General features: G+C 40.3%; 22 protein-coding genes, 1 tRNA gene and 1 pseudogene. 12 read left to right on the forward strand and 12 right to left on the reverse strand.

Annotated features, from left to right (window positions below):
• Positions 1-118: 118 nt before the first annotated feature.
• Positions 119-1,195: a DNA topoisomerase IB gene (locus ACLI08_RS09035; protein WP_411428159.1), complete on the reverse strand. Its 1,077-nt coding sequence runs from the start codon at positions 1,193-1,195 to the stop codon at positions 119-121.
• 11 nt (positions 1,196-1,206) lie between these two features.
• On the reverse strand, positions 1,207-1,506 hold the full coding sequence (locus ACLI08_RS09040; protein WP_411428160.1) for a hypothetical protein: 300 nt from the start codon (positions 1,504-1,506) through the stop codon (positions 1,207-1,209).
• A 257-nt stretch (positions 1,507-1,763) separates the two neighbouring features.
• Between ACLI08_RS09040 and ACLI08_RS09045 the strand changes: the two genes are divergently transcribed.
• From ACLI08_RS09045 to ACLI08_RS09055, 3 genes are all read left to right on the forward strand, one after another.
• Positions 1,764-2,147, forward strand: a complete 384-nt coding sequence (locus tag ACLI08_RS09045) for a hypothetical protein (protein ID WP_411428161.1) — start codon at positions 1,764-1,766, stop codon at positions 2,145-2,147.
• 111 nt (positions 2,148-2,258) lie between these two features.
• Positions 2,259-3,221, forward strand: a complete 963-nt coding sequence (locus ACLI08_RS09050; protein ID WP_411428162.1) for an ion channel — start codon at positions 2,259-2,261, stop codon at positions 3,219-3,221.
• A gap of 13 nt (positions 3,222-3,234) precedes the next feature.
• The gene (locus ACLI08_RS09055; RefSeq protein ID WP_411428163.1) at positions 3,235-3,741 is read left to right on the forward strand and encodes an endonuclease V; all 507 of its coding nucleotides are present in this window, start codon (positions 3,235-3,237) and stop codon (positions 3,739-3,741) included.
• 102 nt (positions 3,742-3,843) lie between these two features.
• Here the strand turns inward: ACLI08_RS09055 and ACLI08_RS09060 are convergent, their stop codons facing one another.
• From ACLI08_RS09060 to ACLI08_RS09090, 7 genes are all read right to left on the reverse strand, one after another.
• A complete protein-coding gene (locus ACLI08_RS09060; protein ID WP_411428164.1) occupies positions 3,844-5,298 on the reverse strand; it encodes an N-acetylmuramoyl-L-alanine amidase in 1,455 nt (484 codons plus the stop codon).
• A gap of 7 nt (positions 5,299-5,305) precedes the next feature.
• Positions 5,306-5,740, reverse strand: a complete 435-nt coding sequence (locus tag ACLI08_RS09065; RefSeq protein ID WP_411428165.1) for a TolB family protein — start codon at positions 5,738-5,740, stop codon at positions 5,306-5,308.
• An 80-nt stretch (positions 5,741-5,820) separates the two neighbouring features.
• The gene (locus ACLI08_RS09070) at positions 5,821-6,144 is read right to left on the reverse strand and encodes a hypothetical protein (protein ID WP_411428166.1); all 324 of its coding nucleotides are present in this window, start codon (positions 6,142-6,144) and stop codon (positions 5,821-5,823) included.
• Between the two features lie 221 nt (positions 6,145-6,365).
• Entirely contained in the window at positions 6,366-6,821 is a 456-nt protein-coding gene (locus ACLI08_RS09075; protein WP_411428167.1) for a beta-carotene hydroxylase, read from the reverse strand.
• 10 nt (positions 6,822-6,831) lie between these two features.
• Positions 6,832-7,671 carry a phytoene/squalene synthase family protein gene (locus tag ACLI08_RS09080; RefSeq protein ID WP_411428168.1) on the reverse strand — a complete coding sequence of 280 codons (840 nt, stop codon included), beginning with the start codon at positions 7,669-7,671 and terminating at the stop codon, positions 6,832-6,834.
• On the reverse strand, positions 7,668-9,158 hold the full coding sequence (locus ACLI08_RS09085) for a phytoene desaturase family protein (RefSeq protein WP_411428169.1): 1,491 nt from the start codon (positions 9,156-9,158) through the stop codon (positions 7,668-7,670). The genes ACLI08_RS09080 and ACLI08_RS09085 overlap by 4 nt, the downstream gene beginning before the upstream one ends.
• A 63-nt stretch (positions 9,159-9,221) precedes the next feature.
• Entirely contained in the window at positions 9,222-10,124 is a 903-nt protein-coding gene (locus tag ACLI08_RS09090) for a MerR family transcriptional regulator (protein WP_411428170.1), read from the reverse strand.
• A 354-nt stretch (positions 10,125-10,478) separates the two neighbouring features.
• Between ACLI08_RS09090 and typA the strand changes: the two genes are divergently transcribed.
• A complete protein-coding gene (gene typA / locus ACLI08_RS09095; protein WP_411428171.1) occupies positions 10,479-12,278 on the forward strand; it encodes a translational GTPase TypA in 1,800 nt (599 codons plus the stop codon).
• Positions 12,279-12,432: 154 nt separating this feature from the next.
• Here typA and ACLI08_RS09100 read toward each other — a convergent pair whose 3' ends face one another.
• From ACLI08_RS09100 to ACLI08_RS09110, 3 genes are all read right to left on the reverse strand, one after another.
• On the reverse strand, positions 12,433-13,389 hold the full coding sequence (locus ACLI08_RS09100; protein ID WP_411428172.1) for a D-2-hydroxyacid dehydrogenase: 957 nt from the start codon (positions 13,387-13,389) through the stop codon (positions 12,433-12,435).
• 66 nt (positions 13,390-13,455) lie between these two features.
• On the reverse strand, positions 13,456-14,526 hold the full coding sequence (gene serC / locus ACLI08_RS09105; RefSeq protein WP_411428173.1) for a 3-phosphoserine/phosphohydroxythreonine transaminase: 1,071 nt from the start codon (positions 14,524-14,526) through the stop codon (positions 13,456-13,458).
• A gap of 78 nt (positions 14,527-14,604) precedes the next feature.
• Positions 14,605-15,663, reverse strand: coding sequence for an acyl-CoA reductase (locus ACLI08_RS09110; RefSeq protein WP_411428174.1), 1,059 nt, complete (start codon positions 15,661-15,663; stop codon positions 14,605-14,607).
• Between the two features lie 69 nt (positions 15,664-15,732).
• Between ACLI08_RS09110 and ACLI08_RS09115 the strand changes: the two genes are divergently transcribed.
• From ACLI08_RS09115 to ACLI08_RS09150, 8 genes and pseudogenes are all read left to right on the forward strand, one after another.
• The gene (locus tag ACLI08_RS09115) at positions 15,733-16,083 is read left to right on the forward strand and encodes a 4Fe-4S dicluster domain-containing protein (protein WP_411428175.1); all 351 of its coding nucleotides are present in this window, start codon (positions 15,733-15,735) and stop codon (positions 16,081-16,083) included.
• A 129-nt stretch (positions 16,084-16,212) separates the two neighbouring features.
• Entirely contained in the window at positions 16,213-16,710 is a 498-nt protein-coding gene (gene tpx / locus ACLI08_RS09120) for a thiol peroxidase (protein WP_411428176.1), read from the forward strand.
• 3 nt (positions 16,711-16,713) lie between these two features.
• Complete coding sequence (locus ACLI08_RS09125) at positions 16,714-17,088, forward strand: diacylglycerol kinase family protein (protein ID WP_411428177.1); 375 nt, start codon at positions 16,714-16,716, stop codon at positions 17,086-17,088.
• 36 nt (positions 17,089-17,124) lie between these two features.
• Positions 17,125-19,716: a DNA translocase FtsK gene (locus ACLI08_RS09130; protein ID WP_411428178.1), complete on the forward strand. Its 2,592-nt coding sequence runs from the start codon at positions 17,125-17,127 to the stop codon at positions 19,714-19,716.
• Positions 19,697-20,368, forward strand: coding sequence for a LolA family protein (locus ACLI08_RS09135; protein WP_411428179.1), 672 nt, complete (start codon positions 19,697-19,699; stop codon positions 20,366-20,368). The genes ACLI08_RS09130 and ACLI08_RS09135 overlap by 20 nt, the downstream gene beginning before the upstream one ends.
• 8 nt (positions 20,369-20,376) lie before the next feature.
• Positions 20,377-21,822 (forward strand): annotated as a pseudogene (locus ACLI08_RS09140) (LptF/LptG family permease); the annotation flags it as partial.
• A gap of 548 nt (positions 21,823-22,370) precedes the next feature.
• Complete coding sequence (gene ribB / locus ACLI08_RS09145; RefSeq protein ID WP_411428180.1) at positions 22,371-23,516, forward strand: 3,4-dihydroxy-2-butanone-4-phosphate synthase; 1,146 nt, start codon at positions 22,371-22,373, stop codon at positions 23,514-23,516.
• Between the two features lie 148 nt (positions 23,517-23,664).
• Positions 23,665-23,749, forward strand: a tRNA-Ser gene (locus ACLI08_RS09150).
• The last annotated feature ends 40 nt before the right edge of the window (positions 23,750-23,789 follow it).

Here is a 23,789-nt window from a genome sequence, read left to right on the forward strand (position 1 = left end):
TAAGTGGTGTAACGTTTTAAGTGGTGTGCGGGATAAAAGTACTCAGTTTAACACAAAAACCCCTTATTTTATAAGGGGTTTTGAGTTGTATGGGTCATATTTTAGTCTAAACGGTACGTTATGCAACCACCTGCGCTATATCTTCATGCAAAAGTAGCTCTACAAGTGCGTTTTCTTCCGCGGTAAAGTGTTCGGATGCTGTGTCAGACTGTGCCGCGTAGTTCCAAATGGTGCCTTTTTCGTAAGCGGCTACCACAGTGGGGTGTACATAATATTTTTTGCAGACGGTACGCGTATTGCCTAGTTTTTTAGCAACGGTATCTAACACGGTTACGATTTTTTTCCTGCAATCTGTTAATGATTCAAAATTGCCGGTTTCATGAAAAGCACACAGCGCATTTACACTACCTGCCCACGACCTGAAATCTTTGGCAGTAAAATCTTCTCCGGTTATTTCTTTTAAATAAGCATTTACATCTGCAGAGCCTATGCAGTGGTGCGAGCCATTATCATCATAATACTGAAAAAGTTCCTGACCCGGTATATCCCTGCATTTTTTTACCAGGCGTACCATACGTGCGCTTTGGAGTTTTATTTTATGCATGACGCCTTTTTTACCTTTAAACTCAAACCAAACGGTGTTGCCGCTAAACGTAACGTGCTTGTCTCTAAGCGTAGTAAGCCCGAAGGATCCGTAAAGTTTTTTATAAGCGTCGTTTCCTATACGGATGTTGGTCAGCTCAATGAGCTTTACTACTAGGGCTACCACTTTTTCATAAGGAAGTCCGTGTCTTGCAAGGTCTTTCTCCACCTGCTCACGTATAGCGGGCAGCGACAGTGCAAACCGGCGTAACCTAAAGAATTTACTTTGATTACGTATACGGTTCCACTCTGGGTGATAACGGTATTGTTTCCTGCCTTTTGCATCTATACCCGTAACCTGTAGGTGCGCATTTTCTTTTTCCGCAATCCACACGTTACTCCATGCCGGTGGGATAACCAACTTTTTTATACGCGACAGCACTTCTTTGTCTTTAACCGTATTTCCATTTTCATCAGCGTAAGAAAAGCCGATACCCCGGCGTTTTCTAAAATAGCCCTTATGGGTATCTAAAGAATAACGCAGACCAACGGCTTTGGCAGTTACTTTAGGGTCGCGCCCTATTTTTTCTAGTTTTTGTTGCAGGCGGGTCATAGGAAAAATGTTTAGCTACGCCCTTTAATGCTTAAATCGTTTAAAATGGCTGCGGCACTGTGGTCGTTATAAGCACCTGGTGTAGATACGTATACGCCTTTTTCGCCACTTACAGCTTTAAGTCCGTAAACGGTAGCTTCATCTCCGGGATCGCTTTCGCCTTCGTAGCGGTAAATATGTTCAATAGTAAAATCATCTTTGTGGTCTACAATGCGCTGTTCTTCTAAGTTAAAGTCAGTGCTGTAACCCTTTTCTGCCAGTTCCTGTAATGCTTTAGATACCGTAGCATAATGATACATTTGTCTGTCCATGGTAATAGTTTTTTGAAGTTAGTTACTTATGTTGTTTAAAATTAGTGATTACAACAGTTTAGTTAGCCCAATATAATGTTAAACAGCTAGTTAAGATTTTGTTTAAGAAATATTGGCAATATCCTAAAGTTTCAAACCGCTTGTTTCGTTAATGTGCTAGATACGTGGCGAGTGTCGAAATAATAACCTTTTCGGGATGTTTTAGTAATGTTAATCTGCTTTGAAGTTGACGTGTATACCGGTAATTTCGCCGCAAAATGAAGAAAAGGAAAATGCTACAGAAACACACCACTTTACTATTAATACCGGGGGGCAGTGAAATTGCCTTACCCCAAAATAATTTCGCGTTTAAAACTGCACTAACCCAGGCAGTAGAAAAACGGTCTATAAAAATAATAATGCTTGCAGACGACCCGTTGATAGACGATGTTGACCTTCATAAACTATCGCCTTTTAAAAATGTATTACTTATAGAAAGCGACACTATTGTAAGCGAAGACGATGCCATTGCCGAAGTGTCTAAAATGTTAGAGGACAATTACCTGCCTACGGTAGCTACATCCGGATTTGATTTCCAGGTGGTAAAAATGGAACCTGTAGGAGTAGTGTACGAAGATTTTGAGATTTTGGAGTACAGGTAAAAAATACTGCATTCCATTTTAACGATTGAAATACAAGTAGAGGTGGCTTTAATAAGCAACCTCTTTTTTATGGTTAAAATAGTTACTTTTATTCCCTGAAAAGTAAACACCATGAATATCTTTAAAAGTATAAATAACAATGCACAGTCCAGTACTACAACCGGTTTTGGAAGCAGCGCGTCCAGCTACGGTGGCCGGTTTATTAATAAAGATGGTTCGGCAAATATAGAAAAGCGTGGCCTTTCATTTTTCGGGCGAATCAGTTGGTACCATACCTTGGTTAATATGCCTGGTTGGAAGTTCTTGGGTATAATTTTCCTGTTTTACACCATAATCAATTTTATCTTCGCCCTGCTTTACTATTCTATTGGGGTAGAAAATCTAAACGGTATAGGAACCACAGGTTCGGAATGGGTAAAATTTGGTAAAGCCTACTTTTTTAGCGCACAGACGTTTACTACGGTAGGTTATGGACATATAAGCCCCACCGGTGTTATAACCAGTGCCGTGGCTGCAACCGAGGCACTTACGGGTTTACTTAGTTTTGCCATTGCTACAGGTTTGTTCTACGGGCGTTTCAGCAGGCCTAAGGCGCACCTTATATTTTCGCATAATGCGTTGATTTCTCCTTATAAAGGTGGTAAGGCAATTATGATGCGTGTGGCTTCGCATAAAAACACCAATCTACTCGATGCCGAAGTACGCGTTACATTGGGCATCGTAGTAGAGGAAAACAGCATACCTGTAAATAAGTTTTACCAGCTTCCGCTGGAAATGAGCAAGATAAGTTCTATGTCGCTGAGCTGGACGCTGGTACACCCTATAGACGAAAACAGCCCATTGCATGGCTTTACAGAAGAGGATTTCAGGCTGATAGAAGGGGAGTTTATATTGTATGTAAAGGCGTTTGACGATTTGTACAGCAATACAGTTGCCATTAGTACCAGTTACACTTTTGACGAGGTGGTATATGGTGCCAAGTTTGAAATGATGTACGACGAAAACGATGACCAAAGTAAAACCATACTTTACCTTGACAAGATTAACAACTTCAGGAAAGTAGAACTTCCATAACCTTTTAGTAGTTATGATATTAGCTATAGACGTGTATTACTACGATAATCAGGCAAAAGCTGTAGGCGTTTTGTTTGAATGGGAAGATGCTGCCCCAAGGCAAACCATTATAGCGTTTGTAGATGATGTGGCAGAGTATATACCGGGCGAATTTTATAAAAGGGAATTACCATGCATTAAAGCCCTTTTACAAAAGACCGGTACCGATTTTCTGGATGCCGTAATTGTAGACGGGCATATTTATACTGATAATAACGGGAGTTACGGGCTAGGCGGAAAAACCTTTGAATTGTTAGGCAAACGCATACCGGTAATAGGTATAGCAAAAACGGGTTTTCATACCAATAAAGATACCGTAATAGAAGTACATAGGGGAGAAAGTAAAAATCCGCTATATGTTTCGGCTATAGGTATAGACACTTTGTTCGCAGCAGATAAAATAAGAAACATGCAAGGGCCGTATCGTATCCCCGACATTTTAAAAACGCTTGATATGGTTACAAAAGATGGTTCTTCATAGCGCTAAATTGAGAGGTTTTTGCTTTAATATATAAGTTTTATATATACAAAAGTCTGCCATAAAAGTATGGCAGCCCTTTGTTTTTGTAATGTAGATACAGGTTTAGTTTTTGATGATTTTCTTAGAAATGGTTTCTGAACCGTTTTGCAGGTTAATCAGGTAGGTACCCGGTGACAGGTTGCTGATATCTACATTTACGGTGTTTTCGCCAATTGTGTTTAGCGTTTTTTGCTGTACTAATTTACCGGTAACGTCAAACAACTGGTAGGTTATTTGTTCTGTATTGTTAGGTAGTTGTATGGTAAACAGCCCGCTTGTAGGGTTAGGGCTTATAAGAATATCATCGCCGCCTTTAATACCTGCTCCAGGACGCGCGCAACTTACAGCGGTGCGCGATATGGTACCGTTTGAGTTATTTAGCGTACCATTTGCGTTTTTGGCTACCATATAAAATGTATAGGTACTACCTGCATTTATTAGATAGGTGTTAAGGAACGAGTTTCCGGTTAAATCAGTAGCATACAGATTTCCGTTTCTGTACAGGTCATAAGAAGTAGCATTAGCCGATGTAGTCCAGGTTAAGTTAATAGCACTTTGCGATCCGCTGCACGTAGCCGTTGCCGAAAGTGTAAAGCTCCCCGGAGTAGCATTACAAACTAAAGTGTTAGCGGTTAGTGTACCATTAGCATTATTAGTACCTGCGCTGCCATTTCTCGCTTTTACATAGTAAGTATACGTTGTACCGCCTGTAACACTTGTATTAAGATATTGTGTACCCGTTATACCACTTGCATATAAGGCTCCGTTACGATAAATGTCATAAGAAGTAGCATTTGCCGATGTAGTCCAGTTTAGCCTGTTTCGTGTTGCGGTACCTATGCATTCAGGAGTTACCGTTAGTGTAAAAGTGCCGGGTGTAGTGGCACTGCAGGTAAGATTAAGGTTGCTTTTAAAAGCATTGAAATACGCATTGGCAAAGCTATTCCTCCAGCTGTCGCTGTTAAGTTTAGTGGCGTCAGCGGTGTAGTCTACAAACCCAATTTCGTTAAGGCAACCCGTAGCCGATGAGTAGCGCAGCACACCAAGGTGGTAGGCTAAAAAGCTGTTGTCTTCTACACAGCGCCTGTTAGACCATGAGCCATAAGAAACCATGTCGGCCTGTATTTTTTGGGCAAAAGAAATATCAGGTGCTGTATCAGTATCGTCTGCAGTACAGTAAAACGTTTCTGTCCCTGTGCCGCCACCGGCGTTACAATGTATACTAAGCAGCCTGTCGGCATTCCAGTTGTTACTCATCTGGGCACGCTGGTTTACCGAAATCCATCCGTTAAGATTGGAGGTACGTGTAAGGTAAACAGTCCAGTTACAGTTAGCATTTATAAGGTCTTTTGTTTTTTGGCCTACGCTGAGCGCTGTTTCTATTTCCGTCGCGGTACGTCCGTCCGGATTGTCGCTTGTAGTGGCGCCGTAACCGTGTCCGGGATCTAAAACTATAATTTGGGCATTACTATATAGTGCTGCAAACAACAGCAATATTATGAAGCTAAGTTTTTTCATGTGATAATTATTTTAGGTTGGCAATAAATAGGCGTCCGGTTTTGTCGTCAGAAAAGATTACCTGGTTTTTATGTACAGTAGGGTACATTTCAAAGAAGACCTCTGTGTCAGATAATTTTTTTTGTTTACCTGTAGCAACATCAAAAAGATATAGTTCGCTATTGCTTACGGTATGCCCGTCTTCACTTTCGTCTAAAAATCCTATCAGGTAGTCGTCGTTTTCGCTCCATGCTGTAGCAATACCCGAACCTATTTTTTTACCTGGTGTACTGCCATCAATAGTGTATATATAAATGTCTGCGCCGTTATGTACGGCTACTTTTTTACAGTCGTGAGATAAAAGTGCATTGTAATATTGGCCCGGCTCATTTGTTATAGTCCAGGTTTTTTTAGAAGATAGGTCTTTTGCTTCAATTTTTAAAGTAGCAAGGTTGGTGTACACAACAATACCATCTTTATTTCCGGTAAAGCTTGGTAAGTAATTGTGGTTAAAGTTTTCAACCGTAGTTTTATAATTATCCCTTACGTATAATTATAAACCTTCGATTCTGAAAAGTACCCTTTTTCCGGTTTTTCTTTAAAGTAGAATGAATTACCCGTACTGTCCCAGGTATAGGCATACCCGCTCCCCGGAGCTTTAGAAATTTGTTTTACCTCCCGGGATTTTAATTCTAACAAATATACACCCTGAAGGTGCTCACCGGAAAGCAGTACATATTCGCCCGTAGGTGAGAATAATGGATTGGTAAATTCTCCGTCTACCTCAATACGCTCGTAATCGGTAAGTTTTTGTGAAAACGCAGATATGCTGAGAAGCAATGCTGCGAAAATTGTAATTTTTTTCATATAATCAGTTGTTAATTAGGTTAATTTAACAAAACTGACCCTTATAGTTGTAAAATTGTTGATAACTTATTATTAATAATATTATTTTAAATATAATCTAGTATAATTTGTAAATATTTATTTATCAATTCTTTATGATATTTAAAGGTTTGCCACTGGACTTTTATAAAACCAAAACAGGCTATCCGAAGATAGCCTGTTGTTATATTTAAAATCAGATGTTATTTAGCATCCTTCCAATACTTAAACGGAAACAGCAACATACCGAAGCATTCGCCGTGCTCTTTACCAATATGTTTGTGGTGCATTTTGTGCGCACGCCTTACCGCTTTTCCGTACCGGCTTTCTGCCTTACGGAAAATTTTAAAGCGCTGGTGAATAAAAATATCATGTACCATAAAGTAGGTAAAACCGTAGGCAAATATTCCGAGGCCAATGGCAAGGCCTATTTGCAAGATGTTATTTTGCCAAAGTAAAAAGAATCCTATGCTTACCAGGGCATAAAATATGAAAAAAGCATCGTTTCGTTCAAACCAGGAGTCGTGGTCTTTTTTGTGGTGGTCTTCGTGTAATACCCATAAAAAACCGTGCATAACGTATTTATGGGTAAACCACGCCATAAACTCCATCATGAAGAAGGTGAGTAAAAAAACAATAATGTGTATCCAGATGGGCATAATATATTTTTTAAAGGATGTTCAGCCTGTAATTTACATAGCATTTAGCCAGTAACGTTACCTTTTGATAGTCAGGTACGCGTATACGGCGGTTTTTTATTTCTAATGGCGGCGTGTTTTTTAGCTTCGTAAGTAACTTGCTGTAGTAAACGTAAGCGGTATAAACGCCAAACCGAGCCTCTTTAGGCAGCTGGATAATACCGGCATATCCCGCAGCAAGATCTGCCTCAATTTCATCGATAATGGCCTGCTTTGTAGCATCGGTCATGTTGTTAAGGTTCATGTTCGGGAAGTAGCTGCGCTCCAGTTCTTCGGTATCTGCCTTTAAATCACGCAAAAAGTTTACCTTTTGAAATGCCGACCCCAGCCTCATGGCACTTGGCCTCAGTTCTTCGTAGCGCTCATCGTTACAGTTTACAAATACTTTTAAGCACATAAGCCCCACCACATCGGCACTGCCGTAAATGTACTCATTATATTCAGCAAACGATGTGTAGTCTTTCTTAATTAAGTCCTGCTTCATGCTTTTCATAAAGGCATCGATCAGGTGGCGCGGAATGTTATACTTCCTTACCGTATGCTGAAACCCGTTTAAAACAGGGTTTAGGCTTATGCCATCGGTAAGTGCATTTTCAAGGTCTTGCTCAAAGCGAGAAAAAAGTACCTCTTTGTTGTAGTCGTGAAACGTATCTACAATTTCGTCGGCAAGGCGCACAAAGCCGTATATATTATAAATGTCCTGTCGTATAGAAGGACCCAGCATTTTTACTGCTGTAGAAAACGAAGTGCTGTAAGCCCGGGTGATGAGGCGTGCACAGGCAAATGATACGTTATCAAAAATGGTTTTCATGCGGGTGAGGTTTCAGTTGTATATTTAGTAAGTTGTTTCTTTACCAGGTCGGCAACCAGCTTTCCTGAAATAAGTGCCGGCGGGACACCGGGCCCGGGTACGGTAAGCTGCCCTGTAAAGTATAGGTTTTTTACTTTCGGGCTGCGTAGCTTTGGCCTTAGAAAAGCCGTTTGCCACAGGGTATTAGCAAGGCCATAAGCATTGCCTTTGTACGAGTTGTAGTCGTTAATAAAATCATTAAGGCAAAACGATTCTGTAAATATTATGCTCTCGCGAACGGTTTGCCCGGTAAGTTTTTCCAGGCGGTTTATTATAATGTCAAAGTATTTGGCACGCAGTTCGGGTGTGTCTTCTATACCTGGCGCCAGCGGAATGAGGAACGTACCTGCTTCGTGGCCTTCAGGTGCTGCACTACTATCTGTCTTAGATGCGAAACTGGCATAGAACAACGGTTCATCCGGCCAACGTGGATTGTCGTAAATGTCTTTAGCATGCACATCAAAATCGGTATCAAAAAATAGTGTATGATGCTGCACGTTTTTCAGCTTTTTATTAAATCCAACATAGAAAAGCAGGGAAGAAGGCGCAAATGTGCGCGTGTCCCAGTACTTTTCGCTGTATTTACGGTACTGGGGCTCCAGTAATGTTTCCCCGTGGTGGTAGTCAGCTCCGCATACTACCATATCGGCAGCTATTTCTTCTCCATTGATTTCCAGGGTATGTGCTTCACTATTTTCAACGCCAATTTTGCTTACAGGTGCGTTAGTTACAATGGTAACGCCCAGCTCTGTAGCAAGTTGTACCATGCCTTCTATTACGCTGTACATACCATTTTTTGGGTGCCATGTGCCAAGACCAAAGTCGGCAAAGTTCATAAAGCTGTAAAACGATGGCGTATCAGAAGGTTTAGCGCCCAGGAAAAGCACCGGGAATTCCAGTATCTGAACCAGCTTGGTGTTTTTAAAACGCCTGCGTATATCTCGAGAAATGTTGCTTACAAATTGAGCCAACCTTGTTACAGTTTGTGTAGTAACAAGTTCCAATGGCGATTCTCCCGGTCTGTACACAAGGTTTTTAATAGCTATATCGTAGTTGCTGCGTGCTTCCGCCATAAAATCCTGAAGCTCTTTACCGCTTCCGGGTTCTATGGATTCAAATGTCTTTGCAATGTCATCCAGGTTGTCAGCAATATCCACAAAATCATTTTCTCCAAAATAAACCCTGTAAGCAGGAGACAGTTTTTCTATGCTGTAATAGTCTGAAGGTTTTTTGCCAAAGTCAGAAAAAAAACGTTCAAACACATCGGGCATCCAGTACCATGTAGGCCCCATATCAAACACAAAGCCGTCTTTAACCAGCCTACGGGCACGTCCGCCCGGGGTGGCATTTTTTTCGTATACAGTAACCTTGTGGCCTTCTTTAGCCAGGTAGCAGGCTGCCGCAAGCGAAGAGAATCCCGAACCTATTATTTTAATATTTTTTTTCATGCCAAAAGTTAGCTATTTAATGTGGTTATGTATTTTATTTCGTGTTAATTAAATCATAAAAACTTACTCAAGTGTGTCTGTAAACTCCCTTACTGCCCTGAATGTTTTTATTTGTTCTGTCTTGAGCGTATCGCTTAAGAAATCGCTACATCGTCCGCTAAGTACAAATTCGGTATCGGTATCAGTCAAGACATTCGACTTAAGTTCTTGTATGTACCTGTTTGTTTCACCAGGCTCATGTTCTATAGTCATGTAGGTAACAAATGTAACGTGCTCAAAAATCTGTTTTATATTCACCAAATCGTCCACGGGTACAGTCTCGCCCAGGTAGACCGTATGATAGCCTTTGTGCAGCAACTCATAATTGATGAGCATAAGGCCTATTTCGTGTATTTCTCCTTCGGGCAGATACAATACATACGTCCTTTCGGTTAACTTTGGAGGCGTATTTTGAAGCGACTCTATGTTTACCATTATTTTTTGCTTAATAAGGTTACTTATAAAGTGTTCGTGGGCAGGTGTTATGGTCTCCGTTTGCCAAAGATTTCCCATCTCCTCCAGCAGCGGAATAAAGTTGTTGTAAAATATCTCCCTAAAAGGCCTTGCGGCAAGTAACTCATTATAGGTATCCAGGAATAACTTTGTGTCAAAGTTCATCATAGACAACTTAAAGTTCCTTAGTACGTGGTCGTTTACCGTTTTACTGGTAATGATTTCCTTTACCATTTGTGGTATACGCTCTTCGGGTAATTTTGCAATGTTACTTATTTTATACCCAAAGTTGTTAAGCGTATTTATATTGAGCAATTTTTGCAGGCTTTTGGTATCGTACACTCTTATATTGGTATCGGTACGCATAGGTTGCAGTACTCCGTATCGTTTTTCCCATATACGAATGGTGTGTGCCTTGATGCCTGTAAGGTTCTCAAGATCTTTTATCGTAAAAGCACTTTTTATATTGTTCATCTTTTTTGAAAAAACATTAAACAAATTTACATTAAACAAAACTGTGTTTAGCTTAAACAAATCTTAAAATTTAAAAAATAGTAATTTATTTAATATTGCTTTTTATTCATTAGCAGTGATTTACTGTTTTTAGGGCATACAAATCAGCATTTTAAGGTTTTTTACCGGTTGTTATATTCTAATTTGTAAATTTTAGGTTTTATGTTAGTGTGCTTTAACAAGTGGTAAAATGTACATTAGTGTAACCGTTTCGTTATTAAGGTGTAAATTTTTACTCAGTTACGCTAACATGCTCATAACTAATGTTTTTTTTGTCAAAATAAAGTGTACCTTTGCACCTTCAAAAAAACGAAGATGGCTGCTATTAGAAACATTGCTATTATTGCCCACGTAGACCACGGTAAAACTACCCTGGTAGACAAAATTATGTACCACTGCCAGTTGTTCCGTGATAACGAGAACACCGGCGACCTTATCCTGGACAACAATGACCTGGAGCGTGAGCGTGGTATTACCATTACATCTAAAAACGTGTCTGTTACTTATAAAGGCACAAAAATCAACATTATAGACACTCCCGGCCACGCCGACTTTGGTGGTGAGGTAGAGCGTGTACTAAACATGGCTGATGGTGTACTACTACTTGTAGATGCTTTTGAAGGCCCTATGCCTCAAACGCGTTTTGTACTACAAAAAGCAATCTCGCTTGGCCTTAAGCCTTGTGTGGTTATTAATAAGGTAGACAAAGAAAACTGTACTCCTGAAGAAGTACACGAAAAAGTATTTGACCTGATGTTTGAACTTGGTGCAGAAGAATGGCAGCTAGATTTCCCTTCTGTATACGGTAGTGCCAAACAAAACTGGATGAGTACAGACTGGAGAAACAAGACTGAAAACATAGAGCCGCTACTGGATATGGTACTGGAGCACATACCTGCCCCAAAAGTATCTGAAGGTACGCCTCAGCTTCTTATAACATCGCTGGACTTTAGTAGCTTTACAGGCCGTATTGCTATTGGTCGTTTACAGCGCGGTTCGCTTAAAGAAGGCCAAAACGTAAGCCTTGTTAAGCGTGATGGTAAAATCATCAAGTCTAAAATTAAAGAGCTTCACGTTTTTGAAGGTATAGGCCGTAGAAAAGTAGAAGAAGTTCACGCTGGTGATATTTGTGCTATTGTAGGTCTTGAAGGTTTTGAGATTGGTGATACTGTTGCTGATTTTGAAAATCCTGAGGCACTGGCTACCATTGCTATTGACGAACCTACAATGAGTATGCTTTTCACAATTAACGATTCTCCTTTCTTTGGTAAAGAAGGTAAGTTTGTTACCTCTCGCCACATTAAAGACAGGTTAACCAAAGAGCTTGAAAAAAACCTTGCGCTACGCGTAAACGAAACTGACAGTGCAGATAAATTTATGGTATTTGGCCGTGGTGTACTACACTTGTCTGTACTTATAGAAACGATGCGCCGTGAAGGTTACGAACTTCAGATAGGCCAGCCACAGGTTATCATTAAAGAAATTGATGGTGTTAAATGTGAGCCAATCGAAGAACTTACCATAGACTTACCTGAAAACCTTTCAGGCCGTGCGGTAGAATTTGTAACGCTACGTAAAGGTGAAATGCTAAGCATGGAGCCAAAAGGTGATCGTATGATCATTCAGTTTAACATTCCTTCGCGTGGTATTATAGGTTTAAGGAACCAGTTGCTTACCGCTACTGCAGGTGAGGCTATTATGGCACACCGTTTCCTTGAGTACCAGCCACTAAAAGGCGAAATCCCAGGACGTCTAAGCGGATCACTTATATCTATGGAAAATGGTAAGGCTATTCCTTACTCTATAGATAAACTACAGGAGCGTGGTAAGTTCTTTGTAGATCCTAACGAAGATATCTACGAAGGTCAGGTAATTGGTGAAAACAGCCGTGGCGATGATATGGTTGTAAACGTTACTAAAACCAAAAAACTTACAAACGTACGTTCTTCGGGTGCCGATGATAAAGCAAGGATTATCCCTGCTATTAAATTCTCGCTTGAAGAAGCGCTGGAATACATCCAGAAAGATGAGTACGTAGAAGTAACGCCTAAGAGCCTGCGTCTTCGTAAAATTTACCTTAACGAAAACGACCGTAAGCGTTTTAAAATTGTTTAATCGCTTTACGTTATTGTATATAAAAACTCCTGCTTTTGGCAGGAGTTTTTTTGTTTAAGGTACATTGAAGAGAATGGTATGTATACAAAAAGAGAACGGGACTATCGTAAGATAATCCCGTTTCCATTCATAATATAATTGGTTTTCTCAAAAATTAAGGTTTAAGCAGGCTGCATATTTGCTCGGCAAGTTCTGTGCCTATGCGGTCCTGCGCTTCAAGTGTCGCCGCGCCTATGTGTGGCGTAAGCGATACTTTAGGGTGCATAAGCACCTGTACTGCGGGTTTTGGTTCATCTTCAAAAACATCTAGTCCGGCAAATGATACCTTACCGCTATCTAGTGCCGCAAGTAGGGCTACTTCGTCTATAATACCGCCACGCGACGCATTTACAATGCCCACACCATCTTTCATGGTTTCAAATTCGGCCTTGCCTATAACATAGCCTTCTTTTTGTGCCGGTACGTGTAGCGAAATAAAATCGGCTTCCTTAAGAATATCTTCAACCGGTTCTGTTTTAATGGCTACATTAATAAACTGGCCGTTGTAAAAATCTACGCGTACTTCAGCCTCGTCTACAAATTTATCTGTAGCAACTACGCGCATACCAAGTCCCAGTGCCATACGTGCCACAGAGCGGCCTATGCGGCCAAACCCTATGATTCCAAGCGTCTTTCCGCGAAGTTCTGTACCATTTGCGTATGCTTTTTTAAGGCCTTCAAAGTTAGTATCGCCTTCAAGCGGCATTTGGCGGTTACTGTCGTATAAAAAACGTACACCACTAAACAGGTGTGCAAACACCAGTTCAGCTACTGAATCAGAAGACGATGCAGGCGTGTTGATTACGTGTATTCCGTTTTCACGCGCATACTCCACATCTATGTTATCCATACCCACGCCACCGCGACCAATGATTTTAAGGCCGGGACAGGCGTCAATAATATCTTTACGCACTTTTGTTGCGCTACGTACCAGTATTACCGCAACATCGTTTGTATTTATGTAATTAGCTACCTGTTCCTGGGCAACTTTAGTGGTTATAACTTCGTATCCGGCATCTTCAAGGGCTATTAGTCCTGCTTTAGAAATGCCGTCGTTTGCTAATATTTTCATTTTTATTATTTCAGATTTTAGAATTTAGATTTCAGATTCCGTTAGTAACGGCAAAACCTGAAACAATTAAATGCTTTCTTCCAGTTCTTTCATTACATCTACAAGTACCTGAACGCTTTCTATTGGCATGGCATTGTATATAGACGCCCTGTAACCGCCTACAGACCTGTGTCCGTTAAGCCCGCTAATACCGGCTGACTTCCATAGCTTATCAAACTGCTCTGTATGGGCTTCGTCTTTAAGCAGGAAACACACGTTCATTTTAGAACGATCTTCAGTATTGGCTGTACCTACAAAAAGTGAGTTGCGATCAATTTCGTTGTAAAGCAGTGCTGCCTTTTCGTTATTTTTAGCTTCAATAGCCTTAACACCGCCTTGTTCTTTAAGCCATTTCAGTGTAAGGTAAGAGGCATATACAGGAAATACCGCAGGAGTATTGTACATACTCTCTTTATCTATATGTTGCTGATAGTCTAATAATGAAGGTATGTTTCGCCCTGTTTTACCTAACAGTTCTTCTTTGATTACTATAAGTGCTGTACCGGCAGGCCCCATATTTTTTTGCGCTCCTGCGTATATGATGCCAAATTTACTGAAATCTATTTCACGTGAAAATATATCTGAGCTCATATCGCATACCAGTGGAACATCCGTTTCAGGAAAATCCTGCATTTGTGTCCCGAAAATGGTATTGTTGCTGGTGCAGTGAAAATAGTCGACATCGGTAGGTATAGTGTACCCTTTAGGTATGTAGTTATAATTTTTATCTTTTGAGGATGCCACAACTTCGGTAGTGCCAAATTTCTTAGCTTCTTTTATTGCAGCCGCAGCCCATGTACCGGTATCTAGGTAAGCTGCCTTACCACCTTCTTTTAATAGGTTGTAAGGTACCCTTATAAATTCCAGCGATGCGCCACCGGATAAGAATAGTGCCTGGTAACCTTTACCTGTTAAACCCATAAGTTCAAGTGCCAGTGCGCGGGCTTCTTCCATTACGGCAACGAAGTCTTTACTGCGGTGGGAAATTTCCAGGATAGATAAGCCTGAACCGTTAAAATCCAGTACTGCCTGAGCTGATTTTTCGAATACTTCCTGTGGCAGGATTGATGGTCCTGCGCTAAAGTTGTGCTTTTTCATTGTGTTATTACTTATAAAGTGCAACAAATTTCCTAATTATCGGCTGATTTACCACCAAAATTTTTCTAAATAATTCTATCAAATTTTTGATAAAAATGAAATTATGTCCACATTATCGGCATAATCTAACAATCCCGGTTTTTGTGTATGTCCAAATTTTACGGCATTGCTAAATTCAGCATTACTTACTATGCATTGTATTTTGTCTGATTCTGCCTCTAGTTTTTGCTTAATTATTTCAATATCATCATAGTACTCGTAGAATACACTTGAAATAGGGGAGGCGTAGCTGCTGTCTTCTTTCAAGGTAAGGAAACCGTTATCTAATAGTTTAAAGTTGCTCATCAGGAAAACAGCTTTGTTGTAGTCGTAGTTGTTGGCGTATTTTTCGTAATGTATAATTTCGCTATACGGAAATATTGCTTCAAAAAATACTTTAAAATCATAGCCTTGAGGTACAAATAATTTTGAAACATTGCGACATCCTAAACCAAAATACCTGAAGATATCTTCTCCCAGCGCAAAAAGTTCTTCTTTGCTTTCGTTACCTGTTAGTACCGCTATACTGTTCCTGTTTTTACGAATAATATTTGGTTTGTCTCTAAAATAATATTCAAAATAGCGGGCTGTATTGTTGCTGCCGGTAGCTATTACGGCATCAAATCCTTCCAGTTTTTCTTCGGTGAAGGTAATTTGTTGCTTTAATTCGGGCGCCACTGCTATAAGGTATTGTGCTAAAGCGGGGAGCAGGTATTTATCGTTGCTGGAAAGTTTTACCAAAACGTGGTGCCCGCTTAGTACAACCGAAATAAAGTCATGAAAACCAACCAAAGGTATATTACCTGCTAACACCAGTGCTACGGTTTTCGGCTCTACGGATTCAAGGTTATAATTATCCAGCCATTTATCCAGGTTTTCTGTAGTAAGTGCTTCTGCCCACTGAGCGGTAGCGAAGTAAACCTGCTCTGGTGTAAACCAGTGGTTATGTATTTGAGATTGTGTTATAAGGTTTAGGTACTTATCAAAAAAATCTTCATTAAAAGGAATGCCTTCCGCGGGTTGTGTAGTTGCAGGTGTAAACTGGCTCAGGAAAGTGCCGAGGGTGGCAAATGCTTTTTTTCTTTCTGTTAACGTCATTATGTTTGTATAATAATGGATTTGGACGTAATTTTGCTACAAATTTACGTATTAATACCATAGATTACCATGGCAATTAAAATAACTGACGAATGTATAAACTGTGGGGCCTGCGAACCGGAGTGCCCAAACACTGCAATATATGAAGGTGCCGATGACTGGCGCTATAAAGACGGAACAAAACTACACGGGCGCATAGTACTGCCGTCTGGTGAGGAAGTGGATGCTGAAGCAGCCCAAACCCCGCTTAGCGATGATATTTACTACATTGTTCCCGGTAAATGTACAGAGTGTAAAGGCTTTCATGACGAGCCACAATGTGCTGCTGTATGCCCTGTAGACTGCTGCGTGCCCGATGAGGACCATGTAGAAAGTGATGAAACGCTGCTAAACCGACAGGCATTTCTGCATAACGAATAGCAAACGAATAACAAGCTGCCCAACGGGCGGCTTTTTTTATCAGGATTCTTTTACCCAGGTGTAAAAACACCTGTGGGGAGTAGGATATATTTTGTTACTTTTGCGTTGAATTAAAATATAACATTTACTATGGCTAATATAACTTTGGGTGGAAACCTGGTACACACAGTAGGCAACCTGCCTGAAAATGGAACTAAAGCTCCGGATTTTACTTTGGTTAAACAAGATCTTTCTACAACATCTCTTGCCGACTTTAAAGGAAGTAAGGTAATACTAAATATATTCCCAAGTATAGATACAGGAACTTGTGCTGCATCGGTACGTAAGTTTAATGAAAAAGCGGCATCATTAGAAAACACAAAAGTTATTTGTGTTTCAAGAGACCTGCCTTTTGCACAAACCCGTTTTTGCGGTGCTGAAGGTATAGCCAATGTGCTTACCGCTTCAGACTTTAAAGATGGTAGTTTTGGTGCCGATTATGGGCTTACTATTACAGACGGACCTTTAGCAGGGCTTCACTCGCGTGCGGTGGTAGTTATAAATGAGGAGGGTAAAGTAGTATACACAGAACAGGTGCCGGATATTAAAGACGAGCCTGACTATGATAATGCGCTGGCTTCTTTGTAATAAATGAAAGATAACAGATTTGTTAAGGGCAGGGTAAAAAGCGTTTACTACTCTGTAATGGGAGCCTACAGGCTTATTACTACTGAGCATAGCATTATGGTTCAGTTTAGCCTGGGCATACTGGTTACTGTTGCAGGTTTCTATTTCCACATTTCAAGAGAGGAGTGGATGATGCAAACCCTTGCTATAGGCCTTGTAATGGCTATAGAGGGCGCTAACACCGCTATAGAAAAACTGTGCGATTTTATTAACCCGGGATTTAACGAAAAAATAGGTTTTATAAAAGATATAGCCTCCGGCGCCGTATTTTTTGCGGCAATGGCCGCGGTGGCTGTAGGAGCAATTATTTACTATCCGAGGATAGCAGGATTGTTCTGAAATTGATATTTTTACCGATAAGGAATCACTAAACGTATGGCAAAAGCGAAAAAAACAAACGATAAACCAAATACAGAACAGGCAGAAAAAAGGCCTTGGCGCGTTTCCCGAAGGAATAAAGTTATTTTCGGGTTATTTTTCTTTTTGTTTTCTGTAGCCATGTTGCTATCGTTTGTTTCGTATTTATTTTACTGGCAGGCAGATCAGAGTGCTTTAACACAGTTTTCAGACCGTGCTGTACCTGTGCAAAACTGGCTGGGTAAATTTGGTGCTCTACTCGCCGAGTTGTTCTTGTACAACGGCTTTGGGGTAGCGTCGTTTATATTAATACGATTCTTTTTTATGTTTGGTGCCTACCTTGTGCTTGATTTGCCGGTAGGTAAACTTAAACGTACATTGTTTTGGGATTTATACCTTACCGTTATCTTATCGGTCTTTTTTGGTTTCTTTAATGTCTACATCCCTGAATTAGGAGGAGTTGTAGGCTATGAGTTAAACCTTTTCATTCAGGATTACTTGGGTAAAAGCGGTACATTATTAGTGCTTATGTTTGCCCTTTCTATATTCCTGTTCCTTAAGGTTAAGATTTCTCCAGATGCAATTAAAACATTTTTTGAGCCGAAGCCTAAACCTGAAAAGGCTGAAGAAGAAATTGGCAATGAGGAGGTTGTGGCAGAAGCAGTTCCGCGTGTGCAAAGCGTTGTAACGCCGGTTGCAACATCGGTGCCTGAACCTGAAGTTGAAGATGAGGAAGAGTATCATCCTAATTATGAGGATATGCCGGCTGACGATGAGGAGTATGATGAGATAGCTGAACATATGGAGCTTAGGGTAATCCCCGAAACGCCTATTGCCCCGGCTGCCGTTACGCCGCCCGTTGTAGCACCTCCGGTTTCTATGTTTGAAATAAACAAAGACGCGCTTAAGCCTACCATAGAAAAGGCATCTGAAATCAATCTTGATGTGCCAAAGCAAAAACTTGCACCAATAGTGCCCATAGCTCCACAAGTCCACGAAATCATAGAAACCGATGACGAGAACTTTGTTATCGAAAAAATAGAGGACGAAGCAGAGGTTGAAGAGAACCTTGCTGCCCGACTTGTGCGCGATTTTGGGGAATTTGATCCTACTCTGGAACTGTCTAATTATCAGTTTCCGCCGTTAGAGCTTCTTAAAGAGTACTCTACAGGGGGGATAACAATAGATCAGCACGAGCTGGAGGAGAACAAGAACAGGATTGTAGACACGCTTCGAAATTATAAAATAGACATCGCTCAAATTAAGGCTACCGTAGGTCCTACAGTTACCTTGTACGAAATAGTACCTGAGGCCGGTATACGTATTTCTAAGATTAAGAGCCTGGAAGACGATATTGCATTATCGCTTGCCGCGCTGGGTATCAGGATTATTGCGCCTATTCCGGGTAAAGGAACCATAGGTATTGAGGTTCCTAATACAAGGCCTACTATGGTTTCTATGCGCAGTGTGATAGCTTCGCCTAAATTTCAGACCGCTGAAATGGAGCTGCCTATAGCCTTGGGTAAAACCATTAGTAATGAAACGTTTGTTACAGACCTTGCTAAGATGCCACACTTACTTATGGCAGGTGCTACCGGGCAGGGTAAGTCGGTAGGGTTAAATGCTGTCCTTACATCGCTGTTGTACAAAAAACATCCGGCAGAAGTTAAATTTGTTCTGGTAGACCCAAAAAAGGTAGAGCTTACGCTGTTTAACAAAATAGAGCGTCATTATTTGGCCATGCTTCCTGATGGAGGCGATGCTATTATTACTGACAACAGCAAAGTAATCAATACGTTAAATTCGCTTTGTATAGAAATGGATAACCGTTACAGCCTTTTAAAGGATGCTATGGTTAGAAACATTAAAGAATATAATGAGAAGTTTAAACACAGAAAGCTTAACCCTGAGAATGGGCACCGTTTTCTTCCGTATATAGTATTGGTAGTAGACGAGTTTGCCGACCTTATTATGACGGCGGGTAAGGAAGTAGAGACCCCTATAGCACGTTTGGCACAGTTAGCCAGGGCTATTGGTATTCACCTTATTATTGCTACACAAAGGCCATCGGTTAACGTAATTACGGGTATTATTAAAGCCAACTTCCCAGCGAGGATAGCCTTTAGGGTAACCAGTAAAATAGACTCACGTACTATCTTAGATAGCCCCGGTGCAGACCAGCTTATAGGTAGGGGAGACTTACTGTACACACAGGGTAACGACCTTGTAAGGGTACAGTGTGCATTTGTAGATACCCCTGAGGTTGAAAAGATCACAGAATTTATTGGCGGGCAAAAAGGTTATCCCGAAGCTTATATGCTTCCTGAATTCATAGGTGAGGAAAGTGGCACTAATCTTGATATAGATATCAGCGAAAGAGATTCAATGTTCAGGGAAGCGGCTGAAGTAATTGTAACCGCACAACAAGGTTCGGCATCGTTACTGCAGCGTAAGTTGAAACTGGGTTACAACCGTGCAGGCAGGCTTATAGACCAGCTGGAAGCAGCAGGAATAGTAGGGCCTTTTGAGGGTAGTAAAGCCAGGAATGTTCTTATCCCCGATTTGGTCTCTTTAGAGCAATTTTTTAGAAATGAAGAAAATGACCATTAAGATGCGGGCTATATCAAGGATTTTTGTTTTACTGTTTTTACTATTTAGCGCACAGGTATTTGCACAGGAATCTGCTGCAGCCAAGAAAATGTTGAATGACGTTACCGCTAAAATTAAAAGTTATGATAACATTGTTATAGACTTCCGTTATCAGGTAAGCAATTACAAAAAGAATTTAAACCAGGAGAGTAAAGGTAATGTTACCCTTCAGGGTCAGAAATACTTACTGAACTTTATGGGGGTAACGCGTATTTTCGACGGTAAGAAAGTGTATAACATTGTGCCTGAGGACGAGGAGATAACCATTTCTAACGGCGATAACCAGAAAAACGACGGCCTTACTCCGGGTAAGATGCTTACATTTTTTAACTCAGGTTACAAGTATTATATGGATATTGCCATGAATGTAAAGGGCAGGAAAATACAGTTTATTAAACTGATCCCTACCGATTCGCATTCTGATGTAAAGAATATATTATTAGGTGTTGATTCTCAAACACATCACATATATACTTTAATACAGTTAGATAAGGACGGAACAAAAACTACGTTTACGATAAATTCGTTTAAAGTAAACCAGCCATTATCTAAAAATCATTTTACCTTTACAGCAGGGAAGTACCCTAACTATTATATTAACCGACTAGATTAATTCAAACGGTGAAAATACTTGACCGATACATACTTACCTCGTTTATAAAAACATTTTTATCTGTATTCATTATCCTGTTCTTTATCTTTATATTACAGGGTATATGGTTATTTATAGCCGAGCTTGCAGGTAAAGACCTTGAATTGTTTATAGTGGTAAAATTCTTAGGGTTTTACTCGCCTACCATAGTACCACTGGTATTACCGCTTTCTATATTGCTGGCTTCCATAATGACATTTGGTAATTTTGCCGAGAATTACGAGTTTGCCGCCATGAAATCGTCGGGGATTTCACTGGGGCGTTCTATGAGGTCGCTTACTATATTTATAGTGCTTTTAAGTATTGTTGCGTTTTTCTTTGCAAACAATGTAATTCCGCAAGCGCAGTTTAAATTTACCAATCTCCGAAAAAATATTGTACAGAAAAAACCTGCTATGGCCATTATTGCCGGGCAGTTTAATAGTATAGGGAGCTTTAATATAAAGGTAGATAAGAAAGATGGTGAAAACGGTGAGAAACTCTCAGGAGTAACGATACACAAACGAAAGTCCGTTACGGGAAATGTTACTGTTATTAAAGCAAAATCAGGATTGCTTAAAAGTAGCGAAAAGAGTAATCTACTGCAATTAGAGTTATATGATGGCTATTATTATGAACAGCTGGATGCTAAAGATCAGGCTACTATGAACAAGATGCCTTTTTTGAAAAGTAAATTTTCCAGGCAGTTAATGAACATAGATCTTACAGCATTAAATAACACAGGATCCGAGGACGACCAGGTTGTTCATACTAATAATATGCTTAACGTAAAGGAACTAAACTTTACACTGGATTCACTTCAAAAAAATTATAATAAAGAATTAAAAAGTACCGCAGATAACCTTGTAGTGAGGCCTACAAGTATTTTTGTAAAGCCGCCAAAATTCTCTACTCCTGCCGATAGTACAAAGAAGGCGGTTAAAGAAGTGTTCCCGGCAGATTTACTTTCTGTACTAAACAAGGAAGAGAAAGCCAGGGTGCTGGATTTAGCTATTAATAACGAAGGCAGTACCGAGTATGTAGTAACATCGGGTAAAACTGCTCTCGAAGAAAAAATTAAAAACATCAACGGACACTGGATTGCGCTTTACGATAAGTTTGTAATAGCCTATGCATGCCTTATGATGTTTTTTATAGGTGCGCCGCTTGGGGCTATAATACGTAAAGGCGGACTAGGGCTTCCAATAGTATTTGCCGTGTTGATTTTTATTATATTCCACTTTATAAACACATTTGGTAAAAAAGTGGCCCAGGAAAATGGTATTCCGCCATTTGCCGGTTCATGGATGTCATCGTTTGTATTAACGCCGTTTGCCATTTTATTTACTTATAGGGCTACAAACGATATGAACCTTTCTATAGATATGGATTGGCTTACTGTTCCGTTTACAAAACTGTTTAGCAAAAGGAAGAAAGTATTGCAGCCCACGGTTAATATTGCTGCATTTACACCGGTACAGGATGATGAATGGTTTGCTTTACAGGAAATGGATAATGATTCGCTTATTTTATTATTAAGAGAGTCGAAACAGCGCGGCAGTACCGAAATTTACCGTAAAAAAATAATTAAGACACTTGATAACAGAGGCATAAACCAAGAGGTTCTTATGGAGCAAGGTAATCTATATGATTTGGATTATCTTAATATTGAAATACTTGCCGACCGGTTTAAGGTGCACTCTATAGCTGCAATTGTGCTAAATATTACTGCCATAATTTTAGCATTTAAACTGAAGACTAAGCCAGTATTGCTAATTCCTGAAATTGCAGTACTAATAGGGTTGTTTGCTTTTGTAATCAGCTCGGGAAGGTGTTTTGCAGACATTAGGAAAATAACCGGTAAAAAAATGGGCCTACCATTCCTGGCAGTATTATTGCTAGCTCCGGTTTATTTTATTGTATTCTTTATTAACAAGGCAGCTATTAAAAATGCTGTAACCCATTACCACAGTAAACACTAACTATGACAACTACAACAACAGACAAAATCTTTACACTAAATACTATTGAAGAGGCTATAGAAGATATACGCCTGGGTAAAGTAGTAATAGTGGTAGATGATGAGGATCGTGAAAATGAAGGCGATTTTATTGCTGCAGCCGAAATGGTGACGCCGGAGATGATTAATTTTATGGCTACCCACGGTCGCGGACTTATATGCGCACCGCTTACTGAAGCACGTTGCGATGAGTTAGATCTTCACCCTATGGTTACCAATAACACAGTGCTACATCAAACGGCGTTTACGGTATCTATAGACCTTATAGGTCACGGATGTACTACAGGTATTTCTGTGCACGACAGGGCTAAAACCATAATGTCATTAGTCGACGAAAACACTAAGCCACATGATTTAGGCCGACCGGGCCATATTTTTCCTCTAAGAGCAAAAGAAGGTGGCGTGCTAAGGCGTACGGGCCATACAGAGGCCTCTATAGACCTTGCCCGTTTGGCAGGGCTTAGACCTGCAGGTATATTGGTAGAAATTTTGAATGAAGATGGTTCTATGGCGCGTTTGCCTCAGTTGGTGGAGGTTGCCAAGAAATTTGATTTAAAACTGATTTCTATAGAAGCGTTGGTAGCCTACCGTATGCAGCATGACAGCCTGATAAAAAAGAAAGAAGATTTTCAGGTGGAAACGCGCTTTGGCTCATTCAGGTTAAGGGCTTATGAGCAAACAACAAACAAGCAAATCCATATAGCACTTACAAAGGGTAGCTGGAACAATGGCGATGCTGTGCTAACCCGCATAAACAGTACCCAGATAAATAACGACTTGCTGGGAACGCTCACTAATAATGCAGATACCAAACTGGATAATATGTTCAGGAAAATAAATGAAGAGGGTAAAGGTGCCATATTATTTATTAACCAGGATACTGAACCTGCACATTTGCTTAACCGTATAAGTGAATTAAAGTTGTTACAACAGAAAGGTGAATTAAAGGCTCCACAGCCCAAAATGGATGTTAAGGATTTTGGTATTGGTGCGCAGATATTACACGACCTTGATGTGAGCAAAATTCGTTTGCTGACAAATTCTGAACATGGCAAGCGTGTAGGCATTATAGGCTATGGCCTTGAAATTACAGAATATGTGAACTTTTAGAAAAAAAATATTTTTTTTAAGTTTCAGATTATAAAATGGTTAAGTTTTACTAACATAAAACTTAACCATTTTTGTTTATAATGCGCTTGTATAACTGAAAAACCTTACTATATTTGCACTCGCAATCAGGTAATGAATGCGTTTTACTGGAGAAATGGCAGAGTGGTCGAATGCGGCGGTCTTGAAAACCGTTGACTGTAACAGGTCCGGGGGTTCGAATCCCTCTTTCTCCGCGGGTAAGCCCCACATCGTAAGATGCTGGGGCTTTTTTAT

Origin of the sequence: Flavobacterium sp. RNTU_13 (assembly GCF_046614455.1) — a bacterium.
Taxonomy (GTDB): domain Bacteria; phylum Bacteroidota; class Bacteroidia; order Flavobacteriales; family Flavobacteriaceae; genus Flavobacterium.